Origin of the sequence: Dasania sp. GY-MA-18 (assembly GCF_024734385.1) — a bacterium.
Taxonomy (GTDB): domain Bacteria; phylum Pseudomonadota; class Gammaproteobacteria; order Pseudomonadales; family Dasaniaceae; genus Dasania; species Dasania phycosphaerae.
On record NZ_JANHAP010000005.1, the window covers coordinates 136,985 to 160,732 of the forward strand.

General features: G+C 50.1%; 34 protein-coding genes and 1 pseudogene. 33 read left to right on the forward strand and 2 right to left on the reverse strand.

Translation table 11 applies throughout. The features are described from left to right. Positions 1-20 precede the first annotated feature (20 nt). From NO559_RS07725 to NO559_RS07830, 22 genes and pseudogenes are all read left to right on the forward strand, one after another. A complete protein-coding gene (locus NO559_RS07725; RefSeq protein ID WP_258331236.1) occupies positions 21-614 on the forward strand; it encodes a hypothetical protein in 594 nt (197 codons plus the stop codon). A gap of 10 nt (positions 615-624) precedes the next feature. After that, complete coding sequence (locus tag NO559_RS07730) at positions 625-930, forward strand: hypothetical protein (protein WP_258331237.1); 306 nt, start codon at positions 625-627, stop codon at positions 928-930. Further along, complete coding sequence (locus tag NO559_RS07735) at positions 930-1,559, forward strand: hypothetical protein (RefSeq protein WP_258331238.1); 630 nt, start codon at positions 930-932, stop codon at positions 1,557-1,559. Before NO559_RS07730 ends, NO559_RS07735 begins: the two co-directional genes overlap by 1 nt. Beyond that, entirely contained in the window at positions 1,556-2,038 is a 483-nt protein-coding gene (locus tag NO559_RS07740; RefSeq protein ID WP_258331239.1) for a hypothetical protein, read from the forward strand. The genes NO559_RS07735 and NO559_RS07740 overlap by 4 nt, the downstream gene beginning before the upstream one ends. Continuing rightward, positions 2,028-2,453, forward strand: coding sequence for a hypothetical protein (locus NO559_RS07745; RefSeq protein ID WP_258331240.1), 426 nt, complete (start codon positions 2,028-2,030; stop codon positions 2,451-2,453). The genes NO559_RS07740 and NO559_RS07745 overlap by 11 nt, the downstream gene beginning before the upstream one ends. Before the next feature lie 2 nt (positions 2,454-2,455). Then, a complete protein-coding gene (locus NO559_RS07750) occupies positions 2,456-3,643 on the forward strand; it encodes a hypothetical protein (protein WP_258331241.1) in 1,188 nt (395 codons plus the stop codon). Next, positions 3,643-5,214: a hypothetical protein gene (locus NO559_RS07755; protein WP_258331242.1), complete on the forward strand. Its 1,572-nt coding sequence runs from the start codon at positions 3,643-3,645 to the stop codon at positions 5,212-5,214. The genes NO559_RS07750 and NO559_RS07755 overlap by 1 nt, the downstream gene beginning before the upstream one ends. A 10-nt stretch (positions 5,215-5,224) precedes the next feature. After that, positions 5,225-5,521 (forward strand): hypothetical protein, encoded by a 297-nt coding sequence (locus NO559_RS07760; RefSeq protein ID WP_258331243.1) that lies wholly within the window; start codon positions 5,225-5,227, stop codon positions 5,519-5,521. 48 nt (positions 5,522-5,569) lie between these two features. Continuing rightward, a complete protein-coding gene (locus tag NO559_RS07765; RefSeq protein WP_258331244.1) occupies positions 5,570-5,725 on the forward strand; it encodes a hypothetical protein in 156 nt (51 codons plus the stop codon). After that, entirely contained in the window at positions 5,709-6,635 is a 927-nt protein-coding gene (locus NO559_RS07770) for a phage tail tube protein (RefSeq protein WP_258331245.1), read from the forward strand. Before NO559_RS07765 ends, NO559_RS07770 begins: the two co-directional genes overlap by 17 nt. A 50-nt stretch (positions 6,636-6,685) precedes the next feature. Beyond that, positions 6,686-7,033 carry a phage tail assembly chaperone gene (locus tag NO559_RS07775; RefSeq protein WP_258331246.1) on the forward strand — a complete coding sequence of 116 codons (348 nt, stop codon included), beginning with the start codon at positions 6,686-6,688 and terminating at the stop codon, positions 7,031-7,033. Positions 7,034-7,149: 116 nt separating this feature from the next. Continuing rightward, positions 7,150-7,395: pseudogene (locus NO559_RS07780) on the forward strand (DUF1799 domain-containing protein); the annotation flags it as partial. Beyond that, on the forward strand, positions 7,388-9,748 hold the full coding sequence (locus tag NO559_RS07785) for a tape measure protein (protein ID WP_258331247.1): 2,361 nt from the start codon (positions 7,388-7,390) through the stop codon (positions 9,746-9,748). The pseudogene NO559_RS07780 and the gene NO559_RS07785, both read left to right, overlap by 8 nt. Continuing rightward, complete coding sequence (locus tag NO559_RS07790; protein ID WP_258331248.1) at positions 9,749-10,096, forward strand: phage tail protein; 348 nt, start codon at positions 9,749-9,751, stop codon at positions 10,094-10,096. After that, complete coding sequence (locus NO559_RS07795; protein ID WP_258331249.1) at positions 10,093-10,800, forward strand: phage minor tail protein L; 708 nt, start codon at positions 10,093-10,095, stop codon at positions 10,798-10,800. Before NO559_RS07790 ends, NO559_RS07795 begins: the two co-directional genes overlap by 4 nt. After that, positions 10,800-11,519 carry a C40 family peptidase gene (locus NO559_RS07800; RefSeq protein WP_258331250.1) on the forward strand — a complete coding sequence of 240 codons (720 nt, stop codon included), beginning with the start codon at positions 10,800-10,802 and terminating at the stop codon, positions 11,517-11,519. The genes NO559_RS07795 and NO559_RS07800 overlap by 1 nt, the downstream gene beginning before the upstream one ends. Further along, positions 11,516-11,989 carry a hypothetical protein gene (locus NO559_RS07805; protein ID WP_258331251.1) on the forward strand — a complete coding sequence of 158 codons (474 nt, stop codon included), beginning with the start codon at positions 11,516-11,518 and terminating at the stop codon, positions 11,987-11,989. The genes NO559_RS07800 and NO559_RS07805 overlap by 4 nt, the downstream gene beginning before the upstream one ends. After that, positions 11,989-15,690 (forward strand): host specificity protein J, encoded by a 3,702-nt coding sequence (locus tag NO559_RS07810; protein ID WP_258331252.1) that lies wholly within the window; start codon positions 11,989-11,991, stop codon positions 15,688-15,690. Before NO559_RS07805 ends, NO559_RS07810 begins: the two co-directional genes overlap by 1 nt. 1 nt (position 15,691) lies before the next feature. Then, a complete protein-coding gene (locus NO559_RS07815) occupies positions 15,692-16,216 on the forward strand; it encodes a hypothetical protein (RefSeq protein ID WP_258331253.1) in 525 nt (174 codons plus the stop codon). After that, positions 16,213-16,965: a fibronectin type III domain-containing protein gene (locus NO559_RS07820; RefSeq protein WP_258331254.1), complete on the forward strand. Its 753-nt coding sequence runs from the start codon at positions 16,213-16,215 to the stop codon at positions 16,963-16,965. Before NO559_RS07815 ends, NO559_RS07820 begins: the two co-directional genes overlap by 4 nt. After that, positions 16,955-17,338, forward strand: a complete 384-nt coding sequence (locus NO559_RS07825; RefSeq protein ID WP_258331255.1) for an SET domain-containing protein-lysine N-methyltransferase — start codon at positions 16,955-16,957, stop codon at positions 17,336-17,338. The genes NO559_RS07820 and NO559_RS07825 overlap by 11 nt, the downstream gene beginning before the upstream one ends. A 2-nt stretch (positions 17,339-17,340) precedes the next feature. Beyond that, entirely contained in the window at positions 17,341-17,676 is a 336-nt protein-coding gene (locus NO559_RS07830) for a hypothetical protein (protein WP_258331256.1), read from the forward strand. Here the strand turns inward: NO559_RS07830 and NO559_RS07835 are convergent. Both NO559_RS07835 and NO559_RS07840 read right to left on the reverse strand, forming a co-directional pair. Further along, a complete protein-coding gene (locus tag NO559_RS07835; RefSeq protein WP_258331257.1) occupies positions 17,673-18,029 on the reverse strand; it encodes a hypothetical protein in 357 nt (118 codons plus the stop codon). The two genes, NO559_RS07830 and NO559_RS07835, sit on opposite strands and share 4 nt — an antisense overlap. A gap of 17 nt (positions 18,030-18,046) precedes the next feature. Continuing rightward, positions 18,047-18,868, reverse strand: a complete 822-nt coding sequence (locus NO559_RS07840) for a hypothetical protein (protein ID WP_258331258.1) — start codon at positions 18,866-18,868, stop codon at positions 18,047-18,049. A gap of 109 nt (positions 18,869-18,977) precedes the next feature. Between NO559_RS07840 and NO559_RS07845 the strand changes: the two genes are divergently transcribed. The 11 genes from NO559_RS07845 to NO559_RS07895 all read left to right on the forward strand — a co-directional run bounded on the left by NO559_RS07845 (position 18,978) and on the right by NO559_RS07895 (position 23,404). After that, positions 18,978-19,187, forward strand: a complete 210-nt coding sequence (locus NO559_RS07845; RefSeq protein WP_258331259.1) for a hypothetical protein — start codon at positions 18,978-18,980, stop codon at positions 19,185-19,187. Positions 19,188-19,372: 185 nt separating this feature from the next. Next, positions 19,373-19,909 (forward strand): phage regulatory CII family protein, encoded by a 537-nt coding sequence (locus tag NO559_RS07850; protein ID WP_258331260.1) that lies wholly within the window; start codon positions 19,373-19,375, stop codon positions 19,907-19,909. Next, positions 19,902-20,108: a hypothetical protein gene (locus NO559_RS07855; protein ID WP_258331261.1), complete on the forward strand. Its 207-nt coding sequence runs from the start codon at positions 19,902-19,904 to the stop codon at positions 20,106-20,108. The genes NO559_RS07850 and NO559_RS07855 overlap by 8 nt, the downstream gene beginning before the upstream one ends. A gap of 114 nt (positions 20,109-20,222) precedes the next feature. Further along, positions 20,223-20,630, forward strand: coding sequence for a hypothetical protein (locus NO559_RS07860; RefSeq protein WP_258331262.1), 408 nt, complete (start codon positions 20,223-20,225; stop codon positions 20,628-20,630). Then, entirely contained in the window at positions 20,620-20,910 is a 291-nt protein-coding gene (locus NO559_RS07865) for a co-chaperone GroES (protein ID WP_258331263.1), read from the forward strand. Before NO559_RS07860 ends, NO559_RS07865 begins: the two co-directional genes overlap by 11 nt. 33 nt (positions 20,911-20,943) lie before the next feature. Next, complete coding sequence (locus NO559_RS07870; RefSeq protein ID WP_258331264.1) at positions 20,944-21,585, forward strand: site-specific integrase; 642 nt, start codon at positions 20,944-20,946, stop codon at positions 21,583-21,585. A gap of 18 nt (positions 21,586-21,603) precedes the next feature. Then, entirely contained in the window at positions 21,604-21,924 is a 321-nt protein-coding gene (locus NO559_RS07875) for a hypothetical protein (protein WP_258331265.1), read from the forward strand. Positions 21,925-21,934: 10 nt separating this feature from the next. Continuing rightward, positions 21,935-22,480 (forward strand): hypothetical protein, encoded by a 546-nt coding sequence (locus NO559_RS07880; protein ID WP_258331266.1) that lies wholly within the window; start codon positions 21,935-21,937, stop codon positions 22,478-22,480. Positions 22,481-22,638: 158 nt separating this feature from the next. After that, complete coding sequence (gene csrA, locus NO559_RS07885) at positions 22,639-22,824, forward strand: carbon storage regulator CsrA (protein ID WP_258331267.1); 186 nt, start codon at positions 22,639-22,641, stop codon at positions 22,822-22,824. Beyond that, entirely contained in the window at positions 22,824-23,051 is a 228-nt protein-coding gene (locus NO559_RS07890; RefSeq protein WP_258331268.1) for a hypothetical protein, read from the forward strand. The genes csrA and NO559_RS07890 overlap by 1 nt, the downstream gene beginning before the upstream one ends. Beyond that, positions 23,051-23,404 carry a hypothetical protein gene (locus NO559_RS07895; RefSeq protein ID WP_258331269.1) on the forward strand — a complete coding sequence of 118 codons (354 nt, stop codon included), beginning with the start codon at positions 23,051-23,053 and terminating at the stop codon, positions 23,402-23,404. The genes NO559_RS07890 and NO559_RS07895 overlap by 1 nt, the downstream gene beginning before the upstream one ends. The last annotated feature ends 344 nt before the right edge of the window (positions 23,405-23,748 follow it).

Genomic DNA, 23,748 nt, shown 5'->3' on the forward strand with positions numbered 1-23,748 from the left:
GACAAGCAGAGGTTTGCGCCGTGACTAAAAAACACGTTGTTAATAACACTACAGCAACTATGCACTGTGGCCCGTACACCATTTACCCAGGTCAAGGGCGCTTTGTAGAGTCTCATTACCTGGGCGAAAAACCCACCCCAAAAGCGCAGGCCGACAACTTAAGCATTGCCGACTTTGTGGCCGATTTTGTTAAACAAAAACAAGATTTAGAAATTGAACAATTGCCCGGCTTAAGCCCTGAGCAATTTGAAGCCGTGTTTGCGCACTACCAAAGCAACAAACCACCGCAAAAATTAGCGCCCGCGCTAGTGGCAGAAAAAACCCGTCGTGACTCTATAGCGCTGGCCGACACCCTGCGCGAAAGTGTTGTAGGCATGAGCGACGAGCAGCTGCAAGCACAGCTACTAGATCACGCCGCTAACGAGATTGTATTGGTCGTACTAGAGCAAGAAAAAGCGGCCCGTGACCGCCAGGCATTTTTACAATCAATAGCCATTGATGCCAAAGACTTTGACGACGAAGAGTTAGCCGAATCGCTTATTATTTACGGCGAAGATGCCGACGCCCTTTCGATATTACAGGCCGAGTTAGCCAGCAGAGACACTAACGCCTAGGGAGAGCACAGTGAGCGACCCGGTAGCGGCAGCAGTAGACAGGCTTAGCAGCCATGTTACTCATTTGAGCGACAAGCTTATGGATGTTGAGAAGTCGCTAGCACGATCAGAAACAGACATTAAGCATTTATTAAAACAAAACGAAGCGCTAAGCAAACATGTTAACACCCTTTTTGCGCGCTCAAACTCTAACGCTATTTCGCAGGCAAGCACCAAGGTTTCGGTTAGTGAAAACCAAAATGGCCGGGTGTTACTACTCAGTGCGTTTATTTCTGGATCAATGGCCCTTGTGGTCAATCTTTTAGGTAACGGCTAATGCCAGATTCTATGACAAAAACTCAGCTTGTTGCCGACTTACGGTTGGCATTAAGTGATGCTGAGAGTTTTTTTTCTACAGCTGACGCTAACCAAACCGAGGATGTTTTTTGGCGCATGCTAACCATTGCTGCTAGCGATATGCACCGTGCTAGGCCTAGAACCTTGTCGGGCTCACTTGCATTAATAGCAGGGGTAGCCAGCTACCCGGCGCCAGCTGACCTAGAAGATTTTAAACTGTCAAACTGGGGCATGGATGCCAGAGCAAGGTATAACCCTTGGGATGGTGCTTACCCGCGGCGCTTACCTACCGTAACTGTGATAGGTGACAGCAACGGCAAAACCTTAGAGCTAAGTTTTGCACCTACCAGCCCCATGATTACAGTTTTGGGCGCAACTTATGGCTTTTTTTATTACGGCCAGCACACCTTGCCCGATGATGGCAGTAGCAGTATTAACGAAAGCGACCGGGAGCTATTAATACTGCGCGCCACCGCCGAGGCCATGAAGCAACTAGCCATTAAACGCTTAAAAACAGCCGTTAGCGTTAAACCAGGGGTGGGCCGCGACCGCCAAGGCTCACCCGCCGAGATTTACCAAAATCTAATGATTGAGTTTTTAGCAGCATGAAGGCGCGCATAGCCCACAATACCCCCGAGCTAGCCAACACTTTTGGCAATGTTAGGGCAGCGATAGCCAAGCACGTTGACGCTAAGCTGGCTCGCGGTGTTTTAGAAGTTGCCAACCTTGCAAAGCAATTGGCACCTAAGGCCGAAAGTACGCTAACCAACGCCATTCATCCAGAGCATTTAGGCCCGTCATTATATGAGGTTGTTTCGCCCGTTACACATGCCACCGCGGTAGAAAAAGGCACTGGCCCAGGCGGCTTTGCCCCCCTGCAAAGCATACTTGATTGGATGAAGGTTAAAGGCATACACAGCGATACGCCCGAATCAGTAGCCTTTTTAATTCAACGAAAAATCTTGCGCCATGGCACGCCCGCACAACCACACATGGAACCAGCCCTAGAGCAAAAAAAATCACGCTTACAGGAGTTGGCCGCCCAGGGCATAGCTGCCGGTTTTAGAGAGGCTGCCCATGGACGTTGATTTAAAACAGCGCATGAACGATTTAGTGGTAGCCCTAAGTGCTGCAGCACCAGGCCGCACAGTTAGCCGCGACAGCACTTTGATACACAGCGCAAACCCTGCCCAGTTGGCTGCTGGTATTTTTGTTGTTATCAGCCAAAAAGGTGGCGACTATCGCTACCCACTAGGCCGCCCTGTTGCCGATGGCCGGCATTTTTGCATGGTTGTAGGTCGCCTTGAAGTAAACAGCGAAACCCCTGGCCAGGCTGTAGAAGATGGCGAGTTCGATATGCTAGCCGAAGTGGTTAGCATGGTTCGCCGCAGCGATTTACCCGCCACATTAGATGGCATGCAGCTCGTCGATTTTACCCAATCATCACAAGCCGATGTACCCGTGGGCTGGGTTGGTTTTACGCTTAAGTTTGAGGGGGCGTAAGAATGATTAATATTTATCGTCATTTTAAATTTTTTGTGTTGTTCACTCTGTTTTTATCTGCCAGCTCAGTTTTTTCTGCAAAAAACATAGCAGTAACATCGATGAGTCTGATCCGCTGCCAAGGTGGAACACTGGTTGCTGTGGGGCAGGCTTGCCCAACTTTACCGGTAATAGTTTTTGAAACTGATTTTTCTGACGCGACAGGGTATTCGCAAGGCGGCGTGCCATATTGGAATAGCAGCAACGCCCCCCCAGGAATGACAGCTGTAAACGTGGGCGGCTCTGGCTCGCTTGATGTTATAGCAGGCGCTGGCGTTGCTGGATCTAATGCCATGCGGTTAACGTATGATCCAACACCTACATCAAACCCCACAATAACAATGGCTAAGCATTTAACCGGGAATATGCTTACAGGCTTTACTGAACTGTATATTCGTTATCGGTTTAAGTTTCCTGACAACTGGAAATTTGGTGATGGCGCTTTATCCCTTCCATATTGGAAGTGGCTCAGGCTGTGGCAAAATACTCACCCTACGCAGTCTGATCATGTGACGGGAAACTGGTCAGAGAATAGACCTAACTCCCATTATATTGTTGCCAATTTTGCTGGCTCGCCGACGTATGGCATACATGTAAATGCCGTTTTTGGGGCCAACGATGGCGATGCAACAGAGCGTGATAATGGCAGCGCTGGTGGACCGCGATTAAATTATGGCGCGTATATCGACGGAAATCCGTTGCCGCATACTGCGCAAGCAGGCTATATGCAGGCACTGGTAGGAGATATAGACTGGATCACAAATCCTGGGCGTTTTGTTTCAACAGCAAGGCCATGGCATACGCTGGAATACCGAGTTAAGTTAGCAACAAACGCTACCTCAAATGATGGAGTGTTTGAGGTATGGTTTGATGGCGTAAAACAAGAAACCGACTTCCCTAATAAGAGCATCCACGGCAACCTATCACCAGGTGTTCCCGTACCCGCTGATCACTTTAATGATGTAAACGGCAATATAGGTATGCCGGTTGCTAAAATGGGTAGCGGCATAAATTGGATTTCATTTTTTGACAACATGGCTGACTGGAATGAGCATTTTGGCAATGTTGATGTGGATGGGTATATAGATGTTAATGACTTGGTTGTTAGTACACAGCCTATAGGCCACGCCTACAATGTAGGGGGGCCCTGATGCCAACACTAATTGATGAGCATATTGTTTACGACTACGGTGCTGATGCGTTCCCAGCGATTACGCTAACAGCAGCGGGAGCTAACAGGTTATACTTGTGCGTCATTATTGCACGGCACCCTAATGCAAATAGTGGCGGCATTATCGCCGTAGGCGCTGAAAATGCCGACATCATTTATTCAGCGGGTAGTACACAAGGCGGCCAGCGGGCAAATATTACAGTGGGTGTTTTTAATGGCTCGCAATTAAGCGCTGGGGCTACAACGTTTACAACATCGTATCCCGCAAGCAATGCTCTGCTATACGTTGCTGAAATGGAAGGCGCGCCGCAAGCAAGCCCTTATGGCTCCGTAATCAATGTTTATGATTTACCAGCGCCTAGCGCGAGCAGTGTTGTAGCATCCGGCAATATTTTAAACGCGTCGGGCGCATTAGGGATTAGTTTAGTGGCCGCTGCGGGCAATAGTAGTATGCCTAACATAGGTGTATCCGCGCACTCTGCAAATTTTGACAGCTATTATGACAATCAGTTAAACACGAATATTCGGGCGTGGTCGTTTAAAGACTATGTGATTGCATCAAATAGTGAGAGCTACACGGCTACAATTGATGCGAACGGTGACACGATTACATCGTTGTTGGGTTTATTTTTCGCCATAGGCACAGTCTCTACGCCGGTCAGCATAATAGGTTCAATTAGCGATTCAGCCCCCGCACCTAGTGACGTAGTAACGCTAAATATAAGCAACGGCACTGGCCCGTATACCGCAACCCTAGACGGCGTTGCAGTAACGCTAACCGAGGTCGTTGCGGATGCGCAATACACATTTGTAACGCCAAACCCCATGGTATGGGATGACAAAACACGGACGTTTAACACTGCCTATAATTTTGTGATTACCGATGCTAATAGCGTTGCTGATAGCGTCAGTTTGCAGATAACCCCAGCACACCAATATACCCAGGCAGCGGGTGAACCTTGGCAACAGGGCGTATCGGTTTTATACGGTTCTGGTGCAGTCGATGGCGATTGGTTCGCTTGCGAGTGGACGCAAGGCGGCGATGGTAAATTATTAAACCCTGATGGCTCGGTGCATGATTTATCAATCGGCAACCATATATTACAGATTGCTATTTTTGACGGCGTTTCATGGGGTGATATCAGCCTTGTGCCGTATGACATAAACGCCCCCGGTACAGCTCCCACCATGCCAGCCGATGCGGCTGTAAACATCATTGAGGGTGTTATATCCCTAGGCTATTTCACTGCATTAAGCGGCGCCGAGCCTATCACCTACACGCTAAGCGGCGCTGATGCAGCAAAATGCACACTGGATGCAAACACCGGCGCGCTTAGCCTAGTTGATGCGGCCGTGTTAAGTGATGTTATTAACATCACCATTACCGCCAGCAACGGCACCACCCCTGATGCCAGCCAAAACATTACATTTACAGTAATAGCAGCCGTGCTGACTAACACCCGCATTACCCCCATAACCGAAACCAACTTTGCTGTTGCTAACGCAAACGAATGGCTAAGCCCCATCGTTACCGATGTGGTTTTACATTAAGGATATCGCTATGAGCTTAAAATCATTACTCAATAATGCTGGCCCCGGTGACAGCAAACTGGCCACCCTTAAAACCGGCGCTGCCCACTTTCGCACCGAGGGTGCCTTTAACGGCCACACCGTTAATCTGGTTGATGTAAGCAGCGCCACCGAGGAGGTACTGCAGTCGTTCACTTCGCCGGGCAAGGTCAATATTAATTTATTCCCTGGCGCCGAAGTTGAGGCGCGGGTAGTGGGCGGTACCGGTGACGTTATTGATGTGTTGTGGCAGCACCGCCTGCAGGGCGGGTTAATGCCTGCAGACTAACACAGCTATTTTTTTGAGATTTTTATACAGAGTATTGAGGATTTTATTATGCGCCAAGGTGGACGTTACCAGGACGACGGCAAAGGCAAAAGTGACAGCATTAAACTGCTGCACCGCACTAAGCCCGCTGTTAAAAAAACCGAAAAGCCGCAGCAGCCAACAATAGCCGACAAGGCGGGAGAGCAACATGGGACAAAAGACTAGAAAGCGATTACTACTCGCTAAAATTGAAAGCACTTATGGTAATGATGCTCTGCCTGTGGTGGCCACTGATGCAGTGGTATGCCGCAGCATTGAGGTAACACCCATAGAGGGCGCGCTGTTAGAAAACCCAATTATACGCCCCAACTTCGGTAACTATGCGCAAATTCATGTAGGCACTCATGTAAAGCTAGAAGTAGAGGTGGCGCTGGCTGGCTCAGGTACCGCCACCACGCCGCCCAACTGGGGGGTATTGGCGCGCGCTTGCGGCATGGCAGAAACGATTGGCGTTAGCGATGTAACTTATAACCTGGCTAGCGATGGCCACGAGTCGGCAACCTTATACTTTAACCAAGATGGCAACCTTCATGCCTTACTGGGCGCCCGCGGTACAGTAGAGTTTACCTTAGATTCGCAAGGCTACCCCGTCGCTAAGTTTTCGTTTACCGGTTTGTTTGTAGATGTTAGCGCAGCGCCTCAAGGCTCACCTGATTTTTCAGCCGTACCTAATCCTATCTCTATAGAGGATGGCAACACCGCCTTTACCTTGCATGGTCAATCAGCGGTTATGAGCAAGTTAACCATAGACTTGGCCAACGACGTTGCCCACCGCCCCGCATTGAATGGCGAGAGCGTAGACATTGTTGACCGCAAGCCAGCCGGCTCTGTGGTTATCGATTCGCCCGTGGTGAGCACTTACGACTGGTTTGCCAAAGCTAAAAATAATGTTGCCGATGCCTTGCAGCTCATCCACGGCACGGTAGCGGGTAATATTCTGCAGATAGATGCGCCAAAAGTGCAGCTGCTGCAACCCAAATATGGTGATGATAAGGGCACCGTGACACTAGAAATGAGTTTGTCGTTAATACCCGACAGCGCCGGTGATGACGAATTTGTATTAACCACAAAATAACCGTTATCACTAACAATTAGCCGTTTTACTTTTAAGCCCTAGAGGTGTGCATGAAATTTCAGCTAGACGAAGTATGTTCAGATTTTGAGTGGCCAGTAGTGATAAAACAGCCCTACAAGGGTGGTTTTAAAGAGGGGGTAGGCTTTACCGCCACCTTTGCCGTGCTAGACCAGGACGAAATCGACAAAGAGCGGGCCGCCGCTGGCACTGTTGATAGCGACATAGCCTTTTGTAAAAAAATACTAAAAGGTTGGGATGGCGTTGACGACAAAAACGGCAAGCCTATGGCCTTTAATAAAACCAACCTTAACAAAGTGCTAAAAGTGCCGTTTATTCGTACAGCCATAGTTACCGATTATTACCGGGCAATGAATGGGCTGGCCCGCGCAAAAAACTAAGCAAGGCGGCGGCTCTTTTAGTAGGTGAAGATTCGTCGCCCGACTTATTAAACGATGACTTATTAGCTTTTGGGGTTAGCCCTAGTGATGCCGCAACGCTAAACGATGAGCCCAGCAAGCCCTATTTAATGTGGCCAGGTACGGTGCCCTCACTGTTGTTTTTTGAGGGTCTAAAAACCCAGTGGCGGCGCGGCGCCATAGGTAAATTTACCGGCCCCATAGGCTTAGATTACACCGCCGCCTGGCATGATTTACAAATGCAGCCAGGGCTTACTGATGAGCAGCGCCAAACATTGTGGAGTGATATGAAAATAATGGAAGAGGCCGCCGTTAACGCCATTAGAGGGTTGTGCCGTGGGTGAACAAGCTTACCGTATACGCATAGATTATGACGACACCGAGCTAGTGCAAGGTGGCCGCCGTTCAAACAAGGTGTTTAAAGACATTAACAGCAACCTAGGCGAAACCCGAGGTCGCTTTGTACTGGCTGGCGGCGGTGCCCAAGTATTTAGTCGCCATGCGGGCGTAGCCAGGCGCGAGGCTAATCAGCTAGGCAGCGCCTCAAGCTCATTGATTGGCCGCATGGGCGGCTTAAACACTGTTTTGCGCGCGGCCGGTTTGGGTTTATTTGCGCAACAGCTAATCAGCGTTAATAAAGAGTTTCAAAAATTAAATGCTCAACTGGTTACGGTTACCGGCTCACAACAAGCGGCCAACGATGAGTTTGAGTTTTTGCGCGACTTTGCCAAAGAAACCCCTTTCCAGCTACAAGAGGTGGTTAGCGCATTTATTAAGCTAGATAACCTTGGCCTTAACCCCTCCAAAGAATCGCTTACCTCTTACGGCAACACCGCCGCCGCCATGGGCAAAAATATTGATCAGTTAATAGAGGCCGTAGCCGATGCCTCGGTGGGTGAATTTGAGCGCTTAAAAGAGTTTGGCATTAAAAGTAATGCCCAAGGCGAAAACATAAAATTTACCTTTAAAGGCATTACCACCGAAGTAAAAAAAGATAGCGATGCCATACAAGCCTACTTAAAAAATATAGGTGATACCGCTTTTGCTGGCGGCATGGATAGGCAAATGGAAACCCTGGGTGGCGCAATCTCAAACCTTAAGGATAGCTGGGATCAACTATTTTTTACTTTAGGCGAGGCGGGTGGTTCCGACCTGGCTGTAAGCCTGATCCACTCCATTACCGAATCCCTAGAAGAGCTAACCGACCTGGTTGGCCAGGGTGGGCTAATGGACGAGCTGGTTATACAAACCGAAATGTGGATAGAGGCCCTAGGCCTAAGCCAAACCCAAGTAGGTGGTGTAGCCTATGCTGCCGATGAAAGCCTTAGCGCTATAGATTCTGGCCTGCGCGCAATTATTGATATTACCAAAGAAACCTTCGCTTATTTCCCCGCTAACGCCAAAGCGGGCTTTACCCAAGTGATAGCCTTTTTTGACCAAATGGTGATTAAGGTAATTGCTAGTAGCGAGCGCCTGGGCCAGCACTTACTTGCTGGCATGGAAAGTTTAAAAATAAAGTTTGGCGCCGGCAGCAAAGAAACGCTGCAAAATATTAACAATGAAATAGACGCGATCACCGCCCGTGAGCAAATAGCTATCAGCGCCTCAGAGTCAGCGGTTAAATCGGCACAGCTAGAGCGCAACGAGCTAATACAGTTAACCGATGTGCGCCGCCAATCAGCCGCCGCCGCCCGCGACAACGCCGCCGCCACCGCCGCCCAAGCGCGCGAATCGCGTCTGGCCGAGGCCAGGCTACAGCGCGAAAAAGCGGCCGCCGAAGCCAGGTTGCAACGCAAGCGTGACGAGCTAAAAACCGAAATAGACGACATAGCCTTAGCCCACCGTAGCGCCGAGCAGAAAGAGCGCGACCGCTACGCCAACGAGCTGGCCATTTTACAAGCCGCCCGTGAGGCAAAAATCGAAACGATTAGAGGCTATGACGAGCTAGAAACCCAATTAAAACTAGATCACGCCGCCAAACTGGCCGAGATTCAGCAGCAATCGGCTAGTGAGTTTGCCCAGCTTTGGGGTCGCACCCTAGACCGGTTTAGCGCTGGCGTGGGTGATGCCTTTGCCACAGCCATTATCGACCAAAAGGATTTTGGCGAGGCTATGCGTGGCCTCGTTGTCGATTTAGGCAAAACCATTATTTCTACCCTGGTAGAAATTGGGGTTAAAAAACTGCTTCTTTCCACCCTTGGCGAGGCCGCTTTGGCTGCCGAAACCGCCGCCTCAGTTGCGGCTGCTGGTGTTGTGGCCTCTGCTTGGGCAACCCCCGCGGCGATGGTATCGCTGGCCTCTTATGGGGCAAACTCTGCGCCGGCAACCGCAGGTATAACCGCCACCAATAGCGTGGCCCAAGGCTTGGCCGTTGCGGGCATTGCGCATGGCGGGTTGGATTATGTGCCTAGTGAATCCACCTTCCTGCTAGATGAGGGCGAACGGGTTTTGTCGCCTAGGCAAAACAAAGATTTAACCCAGTTTTTAAGTTCCCAACCCACAATCCAAGGCGGCAGCAGCAAAGTGGTATTTGCTCCCGAGATTAATGTAACCGTTGAGGGCAGCAGCAACGACAGCCAACAAGCGGGTGGTGATATAGGCCGCGAGGTTAAGGCGCAAGTAGAGCCCCTGTTTGCAGAATTTGTGCGCCAACAGCAACGCCCTGGCGGCATGCTCAACAGGCAGGAGGAGCTATAAATGGCCGATCCATTACCCGCCATAGACCCCAGCTATAGCAGCGCGCCCAGAACAGAATACGAAACCCTAGTGGCAGACTTTGGCGATGGCTACGAACAGCGAGCCGGCGCAGGGCTCAACAGCCACAAAACACACTGGCAGCTAGTTTGGGTCGCTATTAGCAAAGCCGAGGCCGACCAATTGAAGGATTTTTTGGACGAGCGCGGTGGCCATACCGCTTTTGCGTGGACGCCCCCTGGCGAGCTCAACAGCCGCAAATGGGTGTGTAAAGGTCTTAATGGCCCCAAGCCTGAAAAGGGCAACCTTTACACCTTGTCTATTAGCATTCGGGAGGTGTTCGACTTATGAGCGACATTATTGCCTCTACTAGCCAGCAGCCCTCACCCGGCGTGATAGTGACGCTATTTGAAATTGACGCCACAGAGCTGGGTGGTTCGTTAATGCGGTTTGTTTCGGGCACCTTTAACGGCACTGCCGTTGTTTTTGATAGCAACACCTATTTGCCTTTGCCCATAGAGGCTAGCGGTTTTCAGTGGAGTGGTGGCGGCTCACTGCCCACCCCGCAACTCAAAGCCAGCAATATTGATTCACAGTTTGTCACCATGCTAATAGGGTTAGACGATTTACGCGGGGCTATTGTTAGGCGCCTGCGCACCTTTGCCCAATTTTTAGATAATGGCAGCAACCCCGACCCCACTGCAGTGTTTCCTATAGAAGAGTACCGCATAGAGCGCAAAACCCTACAAACCAGTACCGAGGTTAACTGGCAATTAGCCTCAGTGTTAGACCAAGAGGGCGTAAAGCTACCCCGGCGGCAAGTGTTGCGCGAAACCTGCACCCACCGCTACCGCCGCTGGGTAAATAATGTTTTTGATTATTCCAAAGCCACCTGCCCCTATGCGGGCACCAGTTATTTTAACGAGCAGGGCGCTACCACCAGCAACCCTGCCGATGACAAATGCGGCCAGCGTTTAAGCGACTGCCGCAAGCGTTTTGGCAATACCGCCACACTACCTACTAGAGCCATGCCAGGCGTGGCTAAGGTGCGCTAATGTTTTCTGCTTTTGTGATTGAAACCGCCAAACAACATGCCGAGGCTTGCTACCCACAGGAGTCGTGCGGGCTAGTTATTGGCGGTCACTATGTGCCGCAAAAAAACCTATCACCTACCCCTGAGCGCGCTTTTAAAATTAAACGCAGCGCCATGGCGGCCAGCGATGTGCAAGCGGTAATACACAGCCACCCCAATGGGCCAGCTTGCCCCAGCGAGGCCGATATGCGTGGCCAGCAAAGTATGGGCGTGCCTTGGGGCATTATTGTTAGTGAGGGCGGTGTAGCGTTAGAGCCGTTTTGGTGGGGCACAGATGAAATCCCACCTTTGCTGGGGCGGCCGTTTCGTCATGGGGTTACCGATTGCTATTCCATTATTCGAGATTATTACCGCCTAGAAAAAAGCATTGTATTAAAAGACTACCCCCGCCAGTGGGAGTGGTGGCTGGATGGCCAGGCCGATATGTATGCCCAGTATTTTGGCGATGAAAACTTTTTTGTAATCAACCCCGACGAGGACGAACTGCAACCCGGCGATGTGTTTTTAGCACAAGTAAAGTCGCCTGTTATCAACCACGGTGGGGTGTATATGGGGGGCGGTATCATTTTACACCAGCTTGGCGGGCCGCAGGGTTACGACCCTAGCCGGCTAAGCTGCCGCGTACCTCTGTACCCATGGCGCAAATATATCACCCTATGGTTAAGGCATAAGCACGCATGATTACTATTTACCTGCATGGCGCGCTTAAAAAGTTGGGCCACGACAGCCTTAAGTTGGCTGTTAGCTCACCCGCGGAGGCCATAAGGGCTTTATGTAGCCAGGTTAAAGGTTTTGAGCAAGCCCTGCGCGATGGCAGTTTTGTGCTGCTACGCGGCGACAAAAATAATGGCCTACCCATTACCGGCAGCAGCTTAGACATTAGCTTTGGCCAGCAAAAAGAGTTTCACATAGTGCCCGAGGTGCAAGGCGCTGCTGAGTGGGTGGTGTACGGTGTTATTTTATTAGTAGCTGTTTATGCAGCTACCAATATACCCAAAGTAGCCAATTATGAAGAGCGCAACGAAGAGGGCCGCCAATCGCATATATTTAACGGCGCCCTTAACTCAACCGAGCAAGGCCAGGCTATACCCATTATTTACGGCCGCATACGTGTTGGCTCTATACCTATTTCAGCGGGGCTTACATCCTAATGGGCAAAGCGATGTTAATTGTTGGTGAAAAAGGCAAAGGGGGCGGCTCTGGCAATGTAGCCAAAGAGGCCCCCAACACCTTGTTTAGCAATTCAATAGCCAAGGTTATTGACCTGATTGGCGAGGGTGAAATACAAGGCCTGGTTAACGGCGCTAAAAGCATTTACCTAAACGACACCCCTTTGCAAAATAGCAATGGCAGCTACAACTTTAGCGGGGTAACTGTGCAAACCCGCGACGGCACACCAGACCAGGCTTATATGCCTGGTTTTGGGGCAGTAGAAAACGAGATAGCAGTAGAGGCCGAGGTAACAAAGGCCACGGCGGTTACGCGCACTATTACCGACCCCGACCTAGATGCGGTAAGGGTAAAATTGCGCATACCGCAGCTAACTTACCAAGACAAAGGCACAGGCGACTTAAAAGGCTATAGTGTTGAAATAAAAATAAAAATCCAATCTAGTGGCGGTGGCTGGGTTGAGGTATTCAACGACACGATTACCGGCAAAACGGTTGCGCCCTACGAAACGCAATATGTGGTCGACTTGCCCGTGGGTGGGGCGCCGTGGAATGTGCGGTTAGAGCGAGTTTCGGATGACCACCCCGAGGCCCACATTAACGACAAAACCTTTTTTAGTAGCTACACAGAATTAACCTACGCCAAGCTTTCATACCCTGATTGCGCTGTGATAGGCATAGCCATAGATGCCGAACAGTTTGGCACTAGTATACCCAAACGCAGCTATGACGTTTACGGCCTAATCATTAAGGTGCCTAGCAATTACAACACCGCTACCCGAGCCTATACCGGCTTGTGGGATGGCACCTTTAAATTAGCCTGGTCTGATAACCCCGCCTGGGTGTTTTACGATTTACTCACCAACGAGCGCTACGGCCTGGGTGATTATGTGGATAGCGCCCGCGTTGATAAGTGGGGCCTGTATCAAATTGCCCAGTATTGCGACGAGCTGGTCGACGATGGCTTTGGCGGCCAGGAGCCGCGCTTTACGTTTAATGGTGTACTAAACACCCGTCGTGAGGCCTACGCCGTGCTTAACAATTTAGCCTCTACCTTTAGGGGCATGGTGTATTGGGGGGCGGGTGTAGTAGTCGCCACTCAGGATGCCCCCGCCGATGCGGTTAAATTGGTTGCCCCAGCTAATGTAATTGGGGGCGAGTTTAAATACTCAGGCAAACCGCTAAACGATAGAGCAACCGTAGCCCTGGTTACCTGGAACGACCCAGCTGACGGCGGCCGTGCCACCATAGAGGTGGTGCAAGATGCCGAGGGCATAGCGCAACTGGGTTGGCGCACGGCCGATATTGTGGCCTATGGCTGCACCTCGCGGGGCCAGGCTCAGCGCTTTGGCCGCTGGCACTTGGACACCCAAAAAAATGAAATAGAAACTTTAAACTACCGTTGCTCGTATGATCACGCCGACCTGCGCCCCGGTGCTATTATCAAAGTTTCCGACCCCTCAATAGTCGGCGAGCGCCTGGGCGGCCGTATAAAGCTGGCCACTAGTAACACGGTTACCTTTGATAGCCCGCCCATATTGTTTTTTGCGGTGGCCACCTACACGCTAGCTGTGGTGCTGCCCGATGGCAGTATAGAGCAGCTGCCCTGCCAAAGTTTTAGTAGCGGTGTGATGACGGTAGACGGCAGCTTTAGCCAACTGCCGCAAGTAGGCGCTATTTGGATGCTTTCATCACCAGCTATAGAGCCGCGCCAGTACCGGGTTAACTTGGTGGTTGAAAATAGCGCCAATATTTTTAGTGTTACCGCCACCCGCCATGACCCTAATAAATATTTGCGCGTAGAGCAGGGTATATTATTTGACCCCGCCCCCGAGACTTTATTGCCCACCGGTGAAATGCTGCCCCCCATAGATTGTGTGCTACAAGAATACTTGTACCACGATGGCGTAGTGGTAAAAGCAGCCCTGACCATATCGGCAGAACTGCCCAACGAGCCGCGCATAGCGCTAATTGAAATGCAGGTTAAGGGGCCTAATGACGCCGATTATGTTAGCGCAGGCAACCCCAGCAGCTCGCCTACCATAGATGTTTACGATGTGCGCCCCGGCGCGTACCAAGCGCGCACGCGCACTATTAGCAGCCTAGGGTTAGTTAGCCCTTGGTTTGAGTCAAACTTGTACCAAGTGTTAGGCAAAACAGCGCCACCCAGCGCCCCCGAAAACTTTGCCGCTGCTATTCGCCCCGACACCGGTGTGGTGCTGACTATAGACCCTATACCCGACCTAGACCGCGACGAATACGCTTTTTATGTGGGCGACACGTTTGCCGATGCCGTGTTATTAATCCGTGCCAAGGCCACGGAATATGTGTGGAAAACTGCAGCCGCTGGCGAGCATACATTTTGGGTGGTAGCTAGCGACACCTCGGGCAACGACTCTACCCCCGTTAGCACTACGCTAACGATTAACCCGCCCGATCAACCGGTAGTGACCAGCCGTTACGACGACCGCAACGTGGTGTTTGATTGGTTGGAAGTAAGCAGCGATTTTGCGCTATCGGCCTATCGCATAAAAAGCGGGGGCTCGGTGATAGCCGAAATTACATCGACCACCTTTAGCCAAGTAGTTAATTGGCAGGGGGCTAAGAGTTTTACTGTTGAGGCTATAGATATAGCCAAAAACGCTAGCGCCGCCGGTGCAGTAGAGGTTAACCCAACACCGCCCAACAAACCCTCGGTGAGCAACCAGGTTATTGATAATAACGTGTTATTAAAGTACAGCTCGGTAGCTGGCTCACTACCTATAGACCACTACCGCTTACTAAAAGGTGCCACGTTTGCTACCGCTGTAAATTTTGCTGAAAAGGCTGGCAACAGCACGTTTACCACTTTGTTTGAAAGCGTTAAGGGTAATTATATTTATTGGTTATTGGCGGTAGATTCGGCGGGTAATGCCAGCGCCGAGGCCAGCACCGCAGCCTTTGTTAGCCAACCCCCTGATTACATTTTATTTGCCCGCTACACTGAAAACGCAAACAGCTGGGATGGCAGTATTACTAACGGCATAGTGATGGATAACGGCAACCTTATAATGCCTGTGGATGCCAGCGAAACGTACCAAGCCCACTTTGATAGCCGCAGCTGGGCCTCGCCGCAGGCTCAAGTGGATGCGGGTTACCCTTATTATATGCAGCCATCTACTAACACAGGCAGCTACGAAAAAGTTATCGATTACGGCTCTATTATCGAGGGCTCATTAGTTACCGCCTCACCCACTTATGTAATGGTTAGCGGTTCGGCAACGCTCACTATGCAGTTATCTTATTCTAGCGACGGCGTGAGCTATACCGATGCGCCACCCGGTGCAGAGCAGGTATTTGCCAGCAACTTTAGGTATATAAAAGTGCATATTGATATTGCTGGCGCTGGCGGTGACGACCTGGTGGAGCTTATCGACATAGAAACCCGGCTAGATAAAAAACTCATTAATGATGCTGGCACGGCAAGCTGTTTGGCTGGCGATGCCAACGGTACCCAGGTGAGCTTTGAACAATCATTTATTGATGTGCAATCAATAACACTAACCGCCAAGGGCACTACAGCCATCACTGCTATTTATGATTTTGTGGATGCACCATACCCCACAGAATTTTTTATTTATTTATTCGACAACCAAGGCAATCGCGTTTCTGGCGATTGTGCCTGGTCGGTTAAGGGGTACTAATATGGATTGGTCATTACCATCACTCAGCAGCGCATACGCCAACTTTAAAGACTTATTTAAATCACGGGATGAAGAACTGGGCAAAATGGACTTTACCGGCGCCACCAACTTACCCGCCGGTTTTATTCAGTATAACCGCACTAATAAACGCTGGGAGGAGTGGAACGGCACTGCGTGGGCCGAGCTTGAAGCCGAGTTTGCTATTAAGGTTGCCAACGCCGTTACCGCTGACAAACTTAACAATCAGCTGCCTAGCTACTACCTAGATTGCGCTAATTTTACCGGCACGTTGGCCACTGGCCGCATACCTAATTTAGATGCTGGCAAAGTAACCACTGGTTCGTTTAGCACCGGGCGCATACCCAATTTAGATGCAGGCAAAATAACCAGCGGCACTTTTGGTACCAGCCGCCTAGACATGAATGGCATAGCGGGCCATGCCGCCATTATTGCCAAAATTAACGAGCTAATAAACAACCGCTTTACCGTTAACGGCAGCGAATTGGATATAGATACCAGCGTATGACACTAAAAGCCGACGGCGTAGCCATAGCGACCAGCGCCTGGAATGTTACCGACGCAGCCCAGCAATTTTCAAAGGTTACCGCTAATGGGGTGGAGGTGTGGCTGCGCACGCCCGACACGCCAGCTACTATTAGCTACCCTAGCGCAACAACCGTAGGCAATAATGTGACGGTTAGTTGGGCGGCAGCGTTGCGGGCAGCAAACTACACCTTAGAGCAAAAAATTAATAGCGGCAGCTGGACAACAGTTGGCACGTTTGCGGGCACAAGCACCAGCGTTACCGTTAACACGGTTGCTACGTATACCTTTAGAGTTAAAGCTAACAATAGTGGTGGCAGCAGTAGTTATAAAACCGGTGGTGGCCTAGTGGTGGCCCCTAATATTATTCAAGAGAATTTCACCGTTACCTTGGGACAGTATGCCGTTGCCAAAAACGCCACGCTTTACGGCTACTCTGATGGCAGCACCGACTCATCAAATGGCTTTGGCGGCATTAACGATACAACTTATAGAGGAGTGACCATAAAAGCGGTGTGGCGCCGTTATGGAACCGGGGGTGGCATGAATATATCGCTTTCAGGAAATAGAGTTGGTTGGATTAAACGCGCTTACTTTCAAGGCTGGGGTTGGGTTACTGCCCCTGCAGGTACGTATAGCTCCTCGGTAACTGACTTTTGGTTTGCTGGCGTTACACCATCTAGCTGGGATGCCTCAGGCACCCGCACCATGACGCTAGAATATGAAGGTTAACCAACTAATCCCCCTGCCAGACAAAGGTTTAGGGGTTATGGCCAGGCAAACGTACTCAGCGGGCGATTGTGTTGAGGCCTGCAGCGTTAAGCTGCTTACCATGCGGCAGCTGATGGCCAACCCTGATTACGCCAATAAAGTTTTTGGCTGGGATGATAATTATGCGCTACCCAGTGGCCACGGCGCCTTTTACAACCACAGCCAGCAAGCCAATATGCGCTACAGCAACGACATAGCCGCCGGGGTCATTCGTTTTTACGCACTGTGCCCTATAGCCGCAGGCGAAGAGCTAACTATTAACTACGATAACAACCAAGGCCATAGCAGCAAGCCCAGCGCATGGTTTGCGTGCCGAGGGCTAAAAGAGGTTTAACAATGATTGAATATACACACAAAGTTTTAGCAATAGATTTAAAGCGCAGCACCATACAAGTTGAATTGATGCCGCAAAACCAAGCGCATGCCACCTCGCTGTTTGTGAGCGTTTTTATTGGCCCCACCCGGCTGCAAGAAATTATCACCCAGCCAACCCAGGCATTAATGTTTGCCGAGGTGCGCAAGGAGATTATTAAGGGTAACGATGGCTACCAGGCCGACTGGGAAACGGAAATAGCCACCAAAAGCACCCCTATACCTGCCGAATTAATGGCCGGGGTAGGGCAGGAGTTTGCAGTGGTTACCGAGGCCGAGATAACCGCGCTAGGGGATTAATCAAATACCCCTAGGGCAGAGTATTTATTCAACACGGCGGTTTCCTTACTACTATTCGACATCACCGAAAAGCTGGTGCCATCTTTTGCTTTAAAAGCAGCGGTGGCGCGCTTTTTTTTGCCCATAAAATACAGGGGTATGGCTAGCAATAGGCCCACCACAGTAATACTTAGTAGAATAATTACCAGCATTCTTAGGGCTGATATTTCGTTTTGGCTGTGGGTTATTTTTGATTTTATTATATCCTCGGCCAACACATACTTTTGTTTACCCACCTTGATAACATCCTTGCCTAACAGTGTTTTGCTTAGCGAGGCGCGCTTGGCGCCGCAACTGGAATTAATTAACTCCATCTATTAACCCTCGGTAATTATAAAACCTCTATTAAACTATCAATTAGCTGCACATCAAAGGGCTGGCCGCCCTGTTGTTTTTTAATAGCGTTACGCCAGGCGCTGGTAATAACCCTGGCCCGTTGTTCGGCGCTTAGTTTTTTCCCTTCTTTTTCGCTGGCAATCTCTACTCCCTCAATAATTTGGCGCATTAGCTGCACCTCGTTGGGGCTATCACAAATAGCATTATCGCCGCTCACGCTTACAACTAATGGTCGCGTTCGCCATGCCCCTTGGTCGGGCTTATAGCGGGTAATAAGGCCCTCGCTTTTGCTGCCACCTAGCAGCGCGTAGCTACCCATACGCCCAGCCTTTATGGCCTGCAGAACCTCGGCGGGCACATTAAGCCCGCAAACCTGGTTAGGGTATTTTTCTAACCAATTGATCAGCTCAGCACACCAGGGGCCGTGCAGTATTTCTAGCTGTTGCAGTTGTAAGGTCTTTTTTTTGTAAAGGTACTGCATGGGTTGTGTTAGCAGTATGGCCGCGCCCTGGTCGAGGTTGTTACTGTAAAGCAGGGTTAATTGCCAGTTGTCGCTATCAGCTAGGTGTGCATTCAGGCTGTCTATCAGCTCGGGTGGAGTGTCGTTGTTACTCACAATAAAAGGGGCTCCACGGCCGGTGGTTAACCAGGTTATAGAGGCGTTTTCGGCCCGTGAGATTAGGGTGAGTATATCGGTGCCGGGCAGCTCGTTATTTTGAATTTTTGTGGCCATGCCAGATGACAGGCCTAGCGATTTAGCCCAAGGGGTAATTTTTCTAGGCCCTAGGATATGTTCTATGCGAGAATAAATATTCATTTTTTTGAACTTTTTGTTTGACATCCTTGTATTTATGTTTATATTAATAAACAAAGTTTACAAATATAAACTTTTGAATGTAATGTTTACATTCTTGGGAGATTAAACCGTGAAAAATGAAACTAAGCAACAGCCCAATGTCGTGTCTTTTCGCCCGGCTAGTGCTGAATTAAACCAGCGCCTAGCACGCATTGCCACGCGAGAGCGGCGCAAGCCCTCACAAATGGCCCGTGTTTTGGTAGAGGATGGTTTGGCGAGAAAAGAAAAGGAACTGGGCTTACCGCCCATTGGTGATGAGCTGCAGGTAGCAGCCCGTTAAATAGATAGGTGGTTGGCAGCCCCCAGCAAGGGGCCACCAACCTGAGGCGATGCACGCGCTGGCAGGCGCATACAACAGGCTTGGACACCAACACCTCGCGGCGAAGGGTAACACAACCCCTAGCCGCGAGTTAAGCCTACCGCACCGCCTCCTAGTTACAACGTGACGTAAAAGGAGAGCATCACATGGGCACATTACACCCCACCGTTGTTAGCGAAACCGCAGCAACTTATAGCCTTAATTTATTTATGCCCGAGGTTTTTGGCTTAATGAGCGCCGCCCAGGCTACCGTGCATGAATACCCCGGCAAAGCCGACGCTATCGCGCAGCAACTGCAAACCAATCATATAAGCAAAGCTGCGCACACCTTATTAAACGAAGTTAACCCGCTTTGCACTAACCATAAATATGGCTTGGTAGACTCTGTTTATGTGCAAACCATTACCCAGGATTACCGCACCCTGCAACAGTATGCCGCCGCGCTAAACCACAGCGTGGTGTACCTGGGCGACTTTAGCGGCATTAGCGACACCGAACTATTAGAAGCCTACGCCGACTGGCATGCCGATATAGGTCTAACTGCCGCCGAGGTGAGCCGTGCATTAGCCGATAGGCGTATAGAACCCACCGAATTTCTAGCCATTAAGCAGCGCTTGCACCAATCACTGCGCACCGGCCTTGAGTTTTTAAACCGCTTAGCTTCGGTGGTTGAAGATGAGTAAGCCACTACCTGCCTGCCTGACTAAGCACGGTATTACAGCGGTTACCGACAACCTGCAGGGCAAGCCAGTGCAGTTGCGGCCAGGTTTGTTAGCTGAGTTTTTAGCACAAGAACTTTACGACCGCGCGCTAGAAATAAATGATAAAACCAGTGTTAAAAACGGATCTAACACAACAGCTATGTTGCAAAAGGTTAGGTAACTGGCGAAACTGCCGCCGGTAATTACGCCTTTGTAGTTGGTGGTCATAAAGGTTGTTAATTCATGCGCCACAAAACTAGTGGATTGATTGAAAATAATAGACAAGGAATGAAGCATGCAACACACAGAGATTTTATCGTTTAACGGTATTGCGCGGCAGTATCAAAAAGCCCAGCTACCTATTAAGGCTATGAGCTTGCGTAGCAACGAGGTGGTTAGTCTTAGCCACGATTTAGAGTTTACGTTGTCATTTACTGGCGACCCTCAACCCCCGCTAATGACCATAAGAGCAGGCAACAATATTGTAGAGGCCAGCCTGCCACCACGCCACGCCGTTGATTTAAAGCAATGGCTGCCGCTGCGCATAGAGCCACAGACCCGCATTATAAAAAATGGCCGGGTGGTTAGTTATCAGGTGGCGTTTATACCCACGTTAGCACTTGCCAGCCGCGACCAACTACGAGCGCTGCAAAACATCAAACTCAACCATTACCCCAAAAAAGGAACCGACAATGCGTTTTAAACCCCTAGGCAACTTAGCCGTTGTTAAAGCCTTACCTGAGCCAGAAACATCACCAGGCGGCATTATTTTATCGCCAGGCGTTAAGCAGCAAGCTAATCAGATGCAGGTGCTAGCTGTTGGCCCTGGTCGCCTAAGCGATGCAGGCTTGCTAATAGAGCCTGCCATTAAGGTAGGTGATGTTGTGCTAGTCAACAGCTATGCCGGTGACGAGCTCACCGTAGATGATGAAACAGTACGCATTGTTGATATAGATGCAGTATTAGGCATTTTTAACGAGTAATTCAGTTACAGGCCAAGCCGCGAGAGGTATGCCATGAATGATCAATTAAGCAAAGACTATTTCTGTACCTATTTTACGGTAGAAGAGGAAAAAACCCTGCTAAGGGTAAGCAAGGCGCTTAGCGCCGATATATTTGCCGACCGTGATCATTGGTGGATGTTGCTACTCAGGCACACAGGGATGCGAGTAAGTGTGCTGGCCAATTTAACTGTGGGCTGGGCTAAGGAGTCGTTGCGAGTAGGTTATTACTCGCTAGACCCCGAGCACAACAAACGCAAAAAAACACAGCCAATTTTAGTCACTAAAAAAGTGGCAAAGGCTTTGCGTGAGTTATTACGAGTCAACAAAGCGATGAGCCAGTGGGTTGATTGGAGCGATACCCCGCTGGCTGATAGGCCATTAATTTTAAGCCGCAAACACCAAGGTATTAGTGTGCGCAACTTGCAAGACCGCATGGCTTATTGGTGCAGGGTAGCGGGGTTTAATTTTACCGGTAGCCCGCACTGGTGGCGCCACACCTGGGCTAAGCGCCAGCTGGCCAATTGTGAGGGCGACCAATTGGTAACCCTGCGCCGCATAAAGGCGCATTTACAACACAAAAGTATTGCCACGACTGAGGTTTATGTAAAACCCGACCGTGAAGAAATGGAAAATTTTTGGTTGCACATGGCTTAATACAGCGAGGCTAGCACAATGAAATTAGTAACAGCAGAACAATACCTCAATGCAGTTAGCACCTTAGTTGCCTTGGAACAAAAAAACACCCAGGGCTCGCGCGCTGCGGCGCAAGTGCTACTAAGCGCCTGTGAGGGCGAGCAGTACCCACTGGCGGTGACTGACCTTTGCCTGTTAGACGAGTTTAACTATCTGGCGGCCCTGCAAGTGATTAGTGGCCGTGTGCAGTTTTTGAGTGAGCCGTACAAGCTGTTACGAAACGGCAAAGAAATTTTTAAAACCATACGCGACCGCTGGCCACAATTACATGTGGTTATGCGCGCCGAACTTATCCACTAAGGCCAATATTATGCGAAATTTTTTACAGCGTTTTTGTGCTAACAAACCAGCGCGTTTAATTGAGATTAACGACCGCCCCTACTTGTACCGTATTTATTTGGGCAGTGTGTTGTCGTGCCCAATATACCTGCACCATTTTGTTAGTGGCGATGGCGATAGGGCGGTGCATGATCACCCCTTTCACGGCCTATCGCTAGTGCTAGCGGGCAGTTATTTTGAGCGGGTGCTGGTGCGTATGGATTGGCCCTGTATGCACACCACAACACGATTTGTGCAGTTTTTTAACTGGATACCCGCCGACAAGGCCCACCAAATAATAGAGCCTGAGCCCAATACCTGGACGCTGTTTATTACCGGCAAGCATTTTAAAGGCTGGGGTTTTTTTGAAGAGCGCAGCGATGGCGTTACCTATACCAACCGCTTTGGCAACATGGGCCAGACCCCTTGGTGGCTAACAGCACCCACTTACCAAGAGTTACAACAAGCACAACAGCAGTTACAGCAGCCGCCAGAGCTGCATACTAGCGAAGTAGAAACCTACCCATTAGAGCATTAACTCATTACCCCAGCCGGCGGTGGGGATATAACACCGGCACAGGGGCCAAGCTACTCCTCGGGTGGGATGCCTGAAAATAGCGAGGTGACCCGAGCACAAGCCGCGAGGCGGCTTGTGTGGATTTTAACCCTAACGATTAAACAAAAAGGATAGTGAGCATGTTGATATTAACCCGACGCATAAACGAATCATTAAAAATTGGCGACGATGTAACCGTTACTGTGCTGGCCAGCAAAGGTAACCAAATTAGAATTGGTATTGATGCACCCAAAGATGTGCAAGTACATAGGGAGGAAATTTACCAGCGCATACAAGATGAGCGCCAGCCAGAGGCAACCCCCTAATGGCTAACAATGCCGCCATTGCCGAGGTACTAAGCGGGCTAGACGCCGCTATTGCCACACCTGGTTGTGTTAGCTGCCGTAACAGCCTGGCCTTTTTAAAAGGCTGGGTGAGCAGTGCCAACCGGCGCCAGCCTAATGAGGACTTACAGGCGCTAGCCGATAGGCTGCAACTGTTGCTAGACAGGTGTGAAACCGAGCCTTACCCAGGCAGCGAGCGGCGGCACTAATGATTAACCCCGGCACAATAATAGCCCTGTTGTTATTAGCCGGTTTTTTAATGTTGTTAGCACAACTAACACAGCGTAACCACGAGGGTAATACCATGACCATTTATAAAAATACCGACGCTACCGCAGGCGTGCGTACCGTAGGTGAAATGATTGAGGTTTTAGAAGGCCTTAACCCCGACACCCCGCTAAAAACAGGCTTTGGCGACTCTGTAACTATGCAGGTTTGGCACGATTACGACTCAGGCGCGGAATGCTTTTTAGAAATAACCGAGGAGCAAATGGATATGTTTGGTGGCGTTGAAGTCACCGCGCCCAGTGATGAGGATACTGTGTGTTTGGTGGATGACTGAGTGCTAAGAACACTATCACAGCAATACTTGAGTTGCCCCGAACACATATAGGCCCCGCTAGGTTTAGCAGATACCTAGTTTTTTTGTACGGTCAGAGCGTATCGAAACTGCTGGGCGTGGCCCGCGTCAAATAACGCTCAGGGCATTTAATCAAGAAGAGGTGAACATGAAAGGGAAAAAGGGTTTTATTGTTATTGAGTGGTGCCGGTCTTTCCCGGCTGTCATCGGTTTGATTGCCTTGCGGACAACCCGCCCTCAGAGAGGTCTGGCCTACGATGGCTCCTTTGGCGCACCCAACCCGAAACGCTCGCCCTTTTGGCGCAACGCGCACGTTCTATGCCAGC

Bases quoted from the DNA above. Each gene is read 5' to 3' on its own strand.
- NO559_RS07735 (WP_258331238.1), top strand. From the start codon at position 930: ATGCCAGATTCTATGACAAAAACTCAGCTTGTTGCCGACTTACGGTTG.
- NO559_RS07740 (WP_258331239.1), top strand. From the start codon at position 1,556: ATGAAGGCGCGCATAGCCCACAATACCCCCGAGCTAGCCAACACTTTT.
- NO559_RS07745 (WP_258331240.1), top strand. From the start codon at position 2,028: ATGGACGTTGATTTAAAACAGCGCATGAACGATTTAGTGGTAGCCCTA.
- NO559_RS07750 (WP_258331241.1), top strand. From the start codon at position 2,456: ATGATTAATATTTATCGTCATTTTAAATTTTTTGTGTTGTTCACTCTG.
- NO559_RS07755 (WP_258331242.1), top strand. From the start codon at position 3,643: ATGCCAACACTAATTGATGAGCATATTGTTTACGACTACGGTGCTGAT.
- NO559_RS07760 (WP_258331243.1), top strand. From the start codon at position 5,225: ATGAGCTTAAAATCATTACTCAATAATGCTGGCCCCGGTGACAGCAAA.
- NO559_RS07765 (WP_258331244.1), top strand. From the start codon at position 5,570: ATGCGCCAAGGTGGACGTTACCAGGACGACGGCAAAGGCAAAAGTGAC.
- NO559_RS07770 (WP_258331245.1), top strand. From the start codon at position 5,709: ATGGGACAAAAGACTAGAAAGCGATTACTACTCGCTAAAATTGAAAGC.
- NO559_RS07775 (WP_258331246.1), top strand. From the start codon at position 6,686: ATGAAATTTCAGCTAGACGAAGTATGTTCAGATTTTGAGTGGCCAGTA.
- NO559_RS07790 (WP_258331248.1), top strand. From the start codon at position 9,749: ATGGCCGATCCATTACCCGCCATAGACCCCAGCTATAGCAGCGCGCCC.
- NO559_RS07795 (WP_258331249.1), top strand. From the start codon at position 10,093: ATGAGCGACATTATTGCCTCTACTAGCCAGCAGCCCTCACCCGGCGTG.
- NO559_RS07800 (WP_258331250.1), top strand. From the start codon at position 10,800: ATGTTTTCTGCTTTTGTGATTGAAACCGCCAAACAACATGCCGAGGCT.
- NO559_RS07805 (WP_258331251.1), top strand. From the start codon at position 11,516: ATGATTACTATTTACCTGCATGGCGCGCTTAAAAAGTTGGGCCACGAC.
- NO559_RS07810 (WP_258331252.1), top strand. From the start codon at position 11,989: ATGGGCAAAGCGATGTTAATTGTTGGTGAAAAAGGCAAAGGGGGCGGC.
- NO559_RS07815 (WP_258331253.1), top strand. From the start codon at position 15,692: ATGGATTGGTCATTACCATCACTCAGCAGCGCATACGCCAACTTTAAA.
- NO559_RS07820 (WP_258331254.1), top strand. From the start codon at position 16,213: ATGACACTAAAAGCCGACGGCGTAGCCATAGCGACCAGCGCCTGGAAT.
- NO559_RS07825 (WP_258331255.1), top strand. From the start codon at position 16,955: ATGAAGGTTAACCAACTAATCCCCCTGCCAGACAAAGGTTTAGGGGTT.
- NO559_RS07830 (WP_258331256.1), top strand. From the start codon at position 17,341: ATGATTGAATATACACACAAAGTTTTAGCAATAGATTTAAAGCGCAGC.
- NO559_RS07835 (WP_258331257.1), bottom strand. From the start codon at position 18,029: ATGGAGTTAATTAATTCCAGTTGCGGCGCCAAGCGCGCCTCGCTAAGC.
- NO559_RS07840 (WP_258331258.1), bottom strand. From the start codon at position 18,868: ATGAATATTTATTCTCGCATAGAACATATCCTAGGGCCTAGAAAAATT.
- NO559_RS07850 (WP_258331260.1), top strand. From the start codon at position 19,373: ATGGGCACATTACACCCCACCGTTGTTAGCGAAACCGCAGCAACTTAT.
- NO559_RS07855 (WP_258331261.1), top strand. From the start codon at position 19,902: ATGAGTAAGCCACTACCTGCCTGCCTGACTAAGCACGGTATTACAGCG.
- NO559_RS07860 (WP_258331262.1), top strand. From the start codon at position 20,223: ATGCAACACACAGAGATTTTATCGTTTAACGGTATTGCGCGGCAGTAT.
- NO559_RS07865 (WP_258331263.1), top strand. From the start codon at position 20,620: ATGCGTTTTAAACCCCTAGGCAACTTAGCCGTTGTTAAAGCCTTACCT.
- NO559_RS07870 (WP_258331264.1), top strand. From the start codon at position 20,944: ATGAATGATCAATTAAGCAAAGACTATTTCTGTACCTATTTTACGGTA.
- NO559_RS07875 (WP_258331265.1), top strand. From the start codon at position 21,604: ATGAAATTAGTAACAGCAGAACAATACCTCAATGCAGTTAGCACCTTA.
- NO559_RS07880 (WP_258331266.1), top strand. From the start codon at position 21,935: ATGCGAAATTTTTTACAGCGTTTTTGTGCTAACAAACCAGCGCGTTTA.
- csrA (WP_258331267.1), top strand. From the start codon at position 22,639: ATGTTGATATTAACCCGACGCATAAACGAATCATTAAAAATTGGCGAC.
- NO559_RS07890 (WP_258331268.1), top strand. From the start codon at position 22,824: ATGGCTAACAATGCCGCCATTGCCGAGGTACTAAGCGGGCTAGACGCC.
- NO559_RS07895 (WP_258331269.1), top strand. From the start codon at position 23,051: ATGATTAACCCCGGCACAATAATAGCCCTGTTGTTATTAGCCGGTTTT.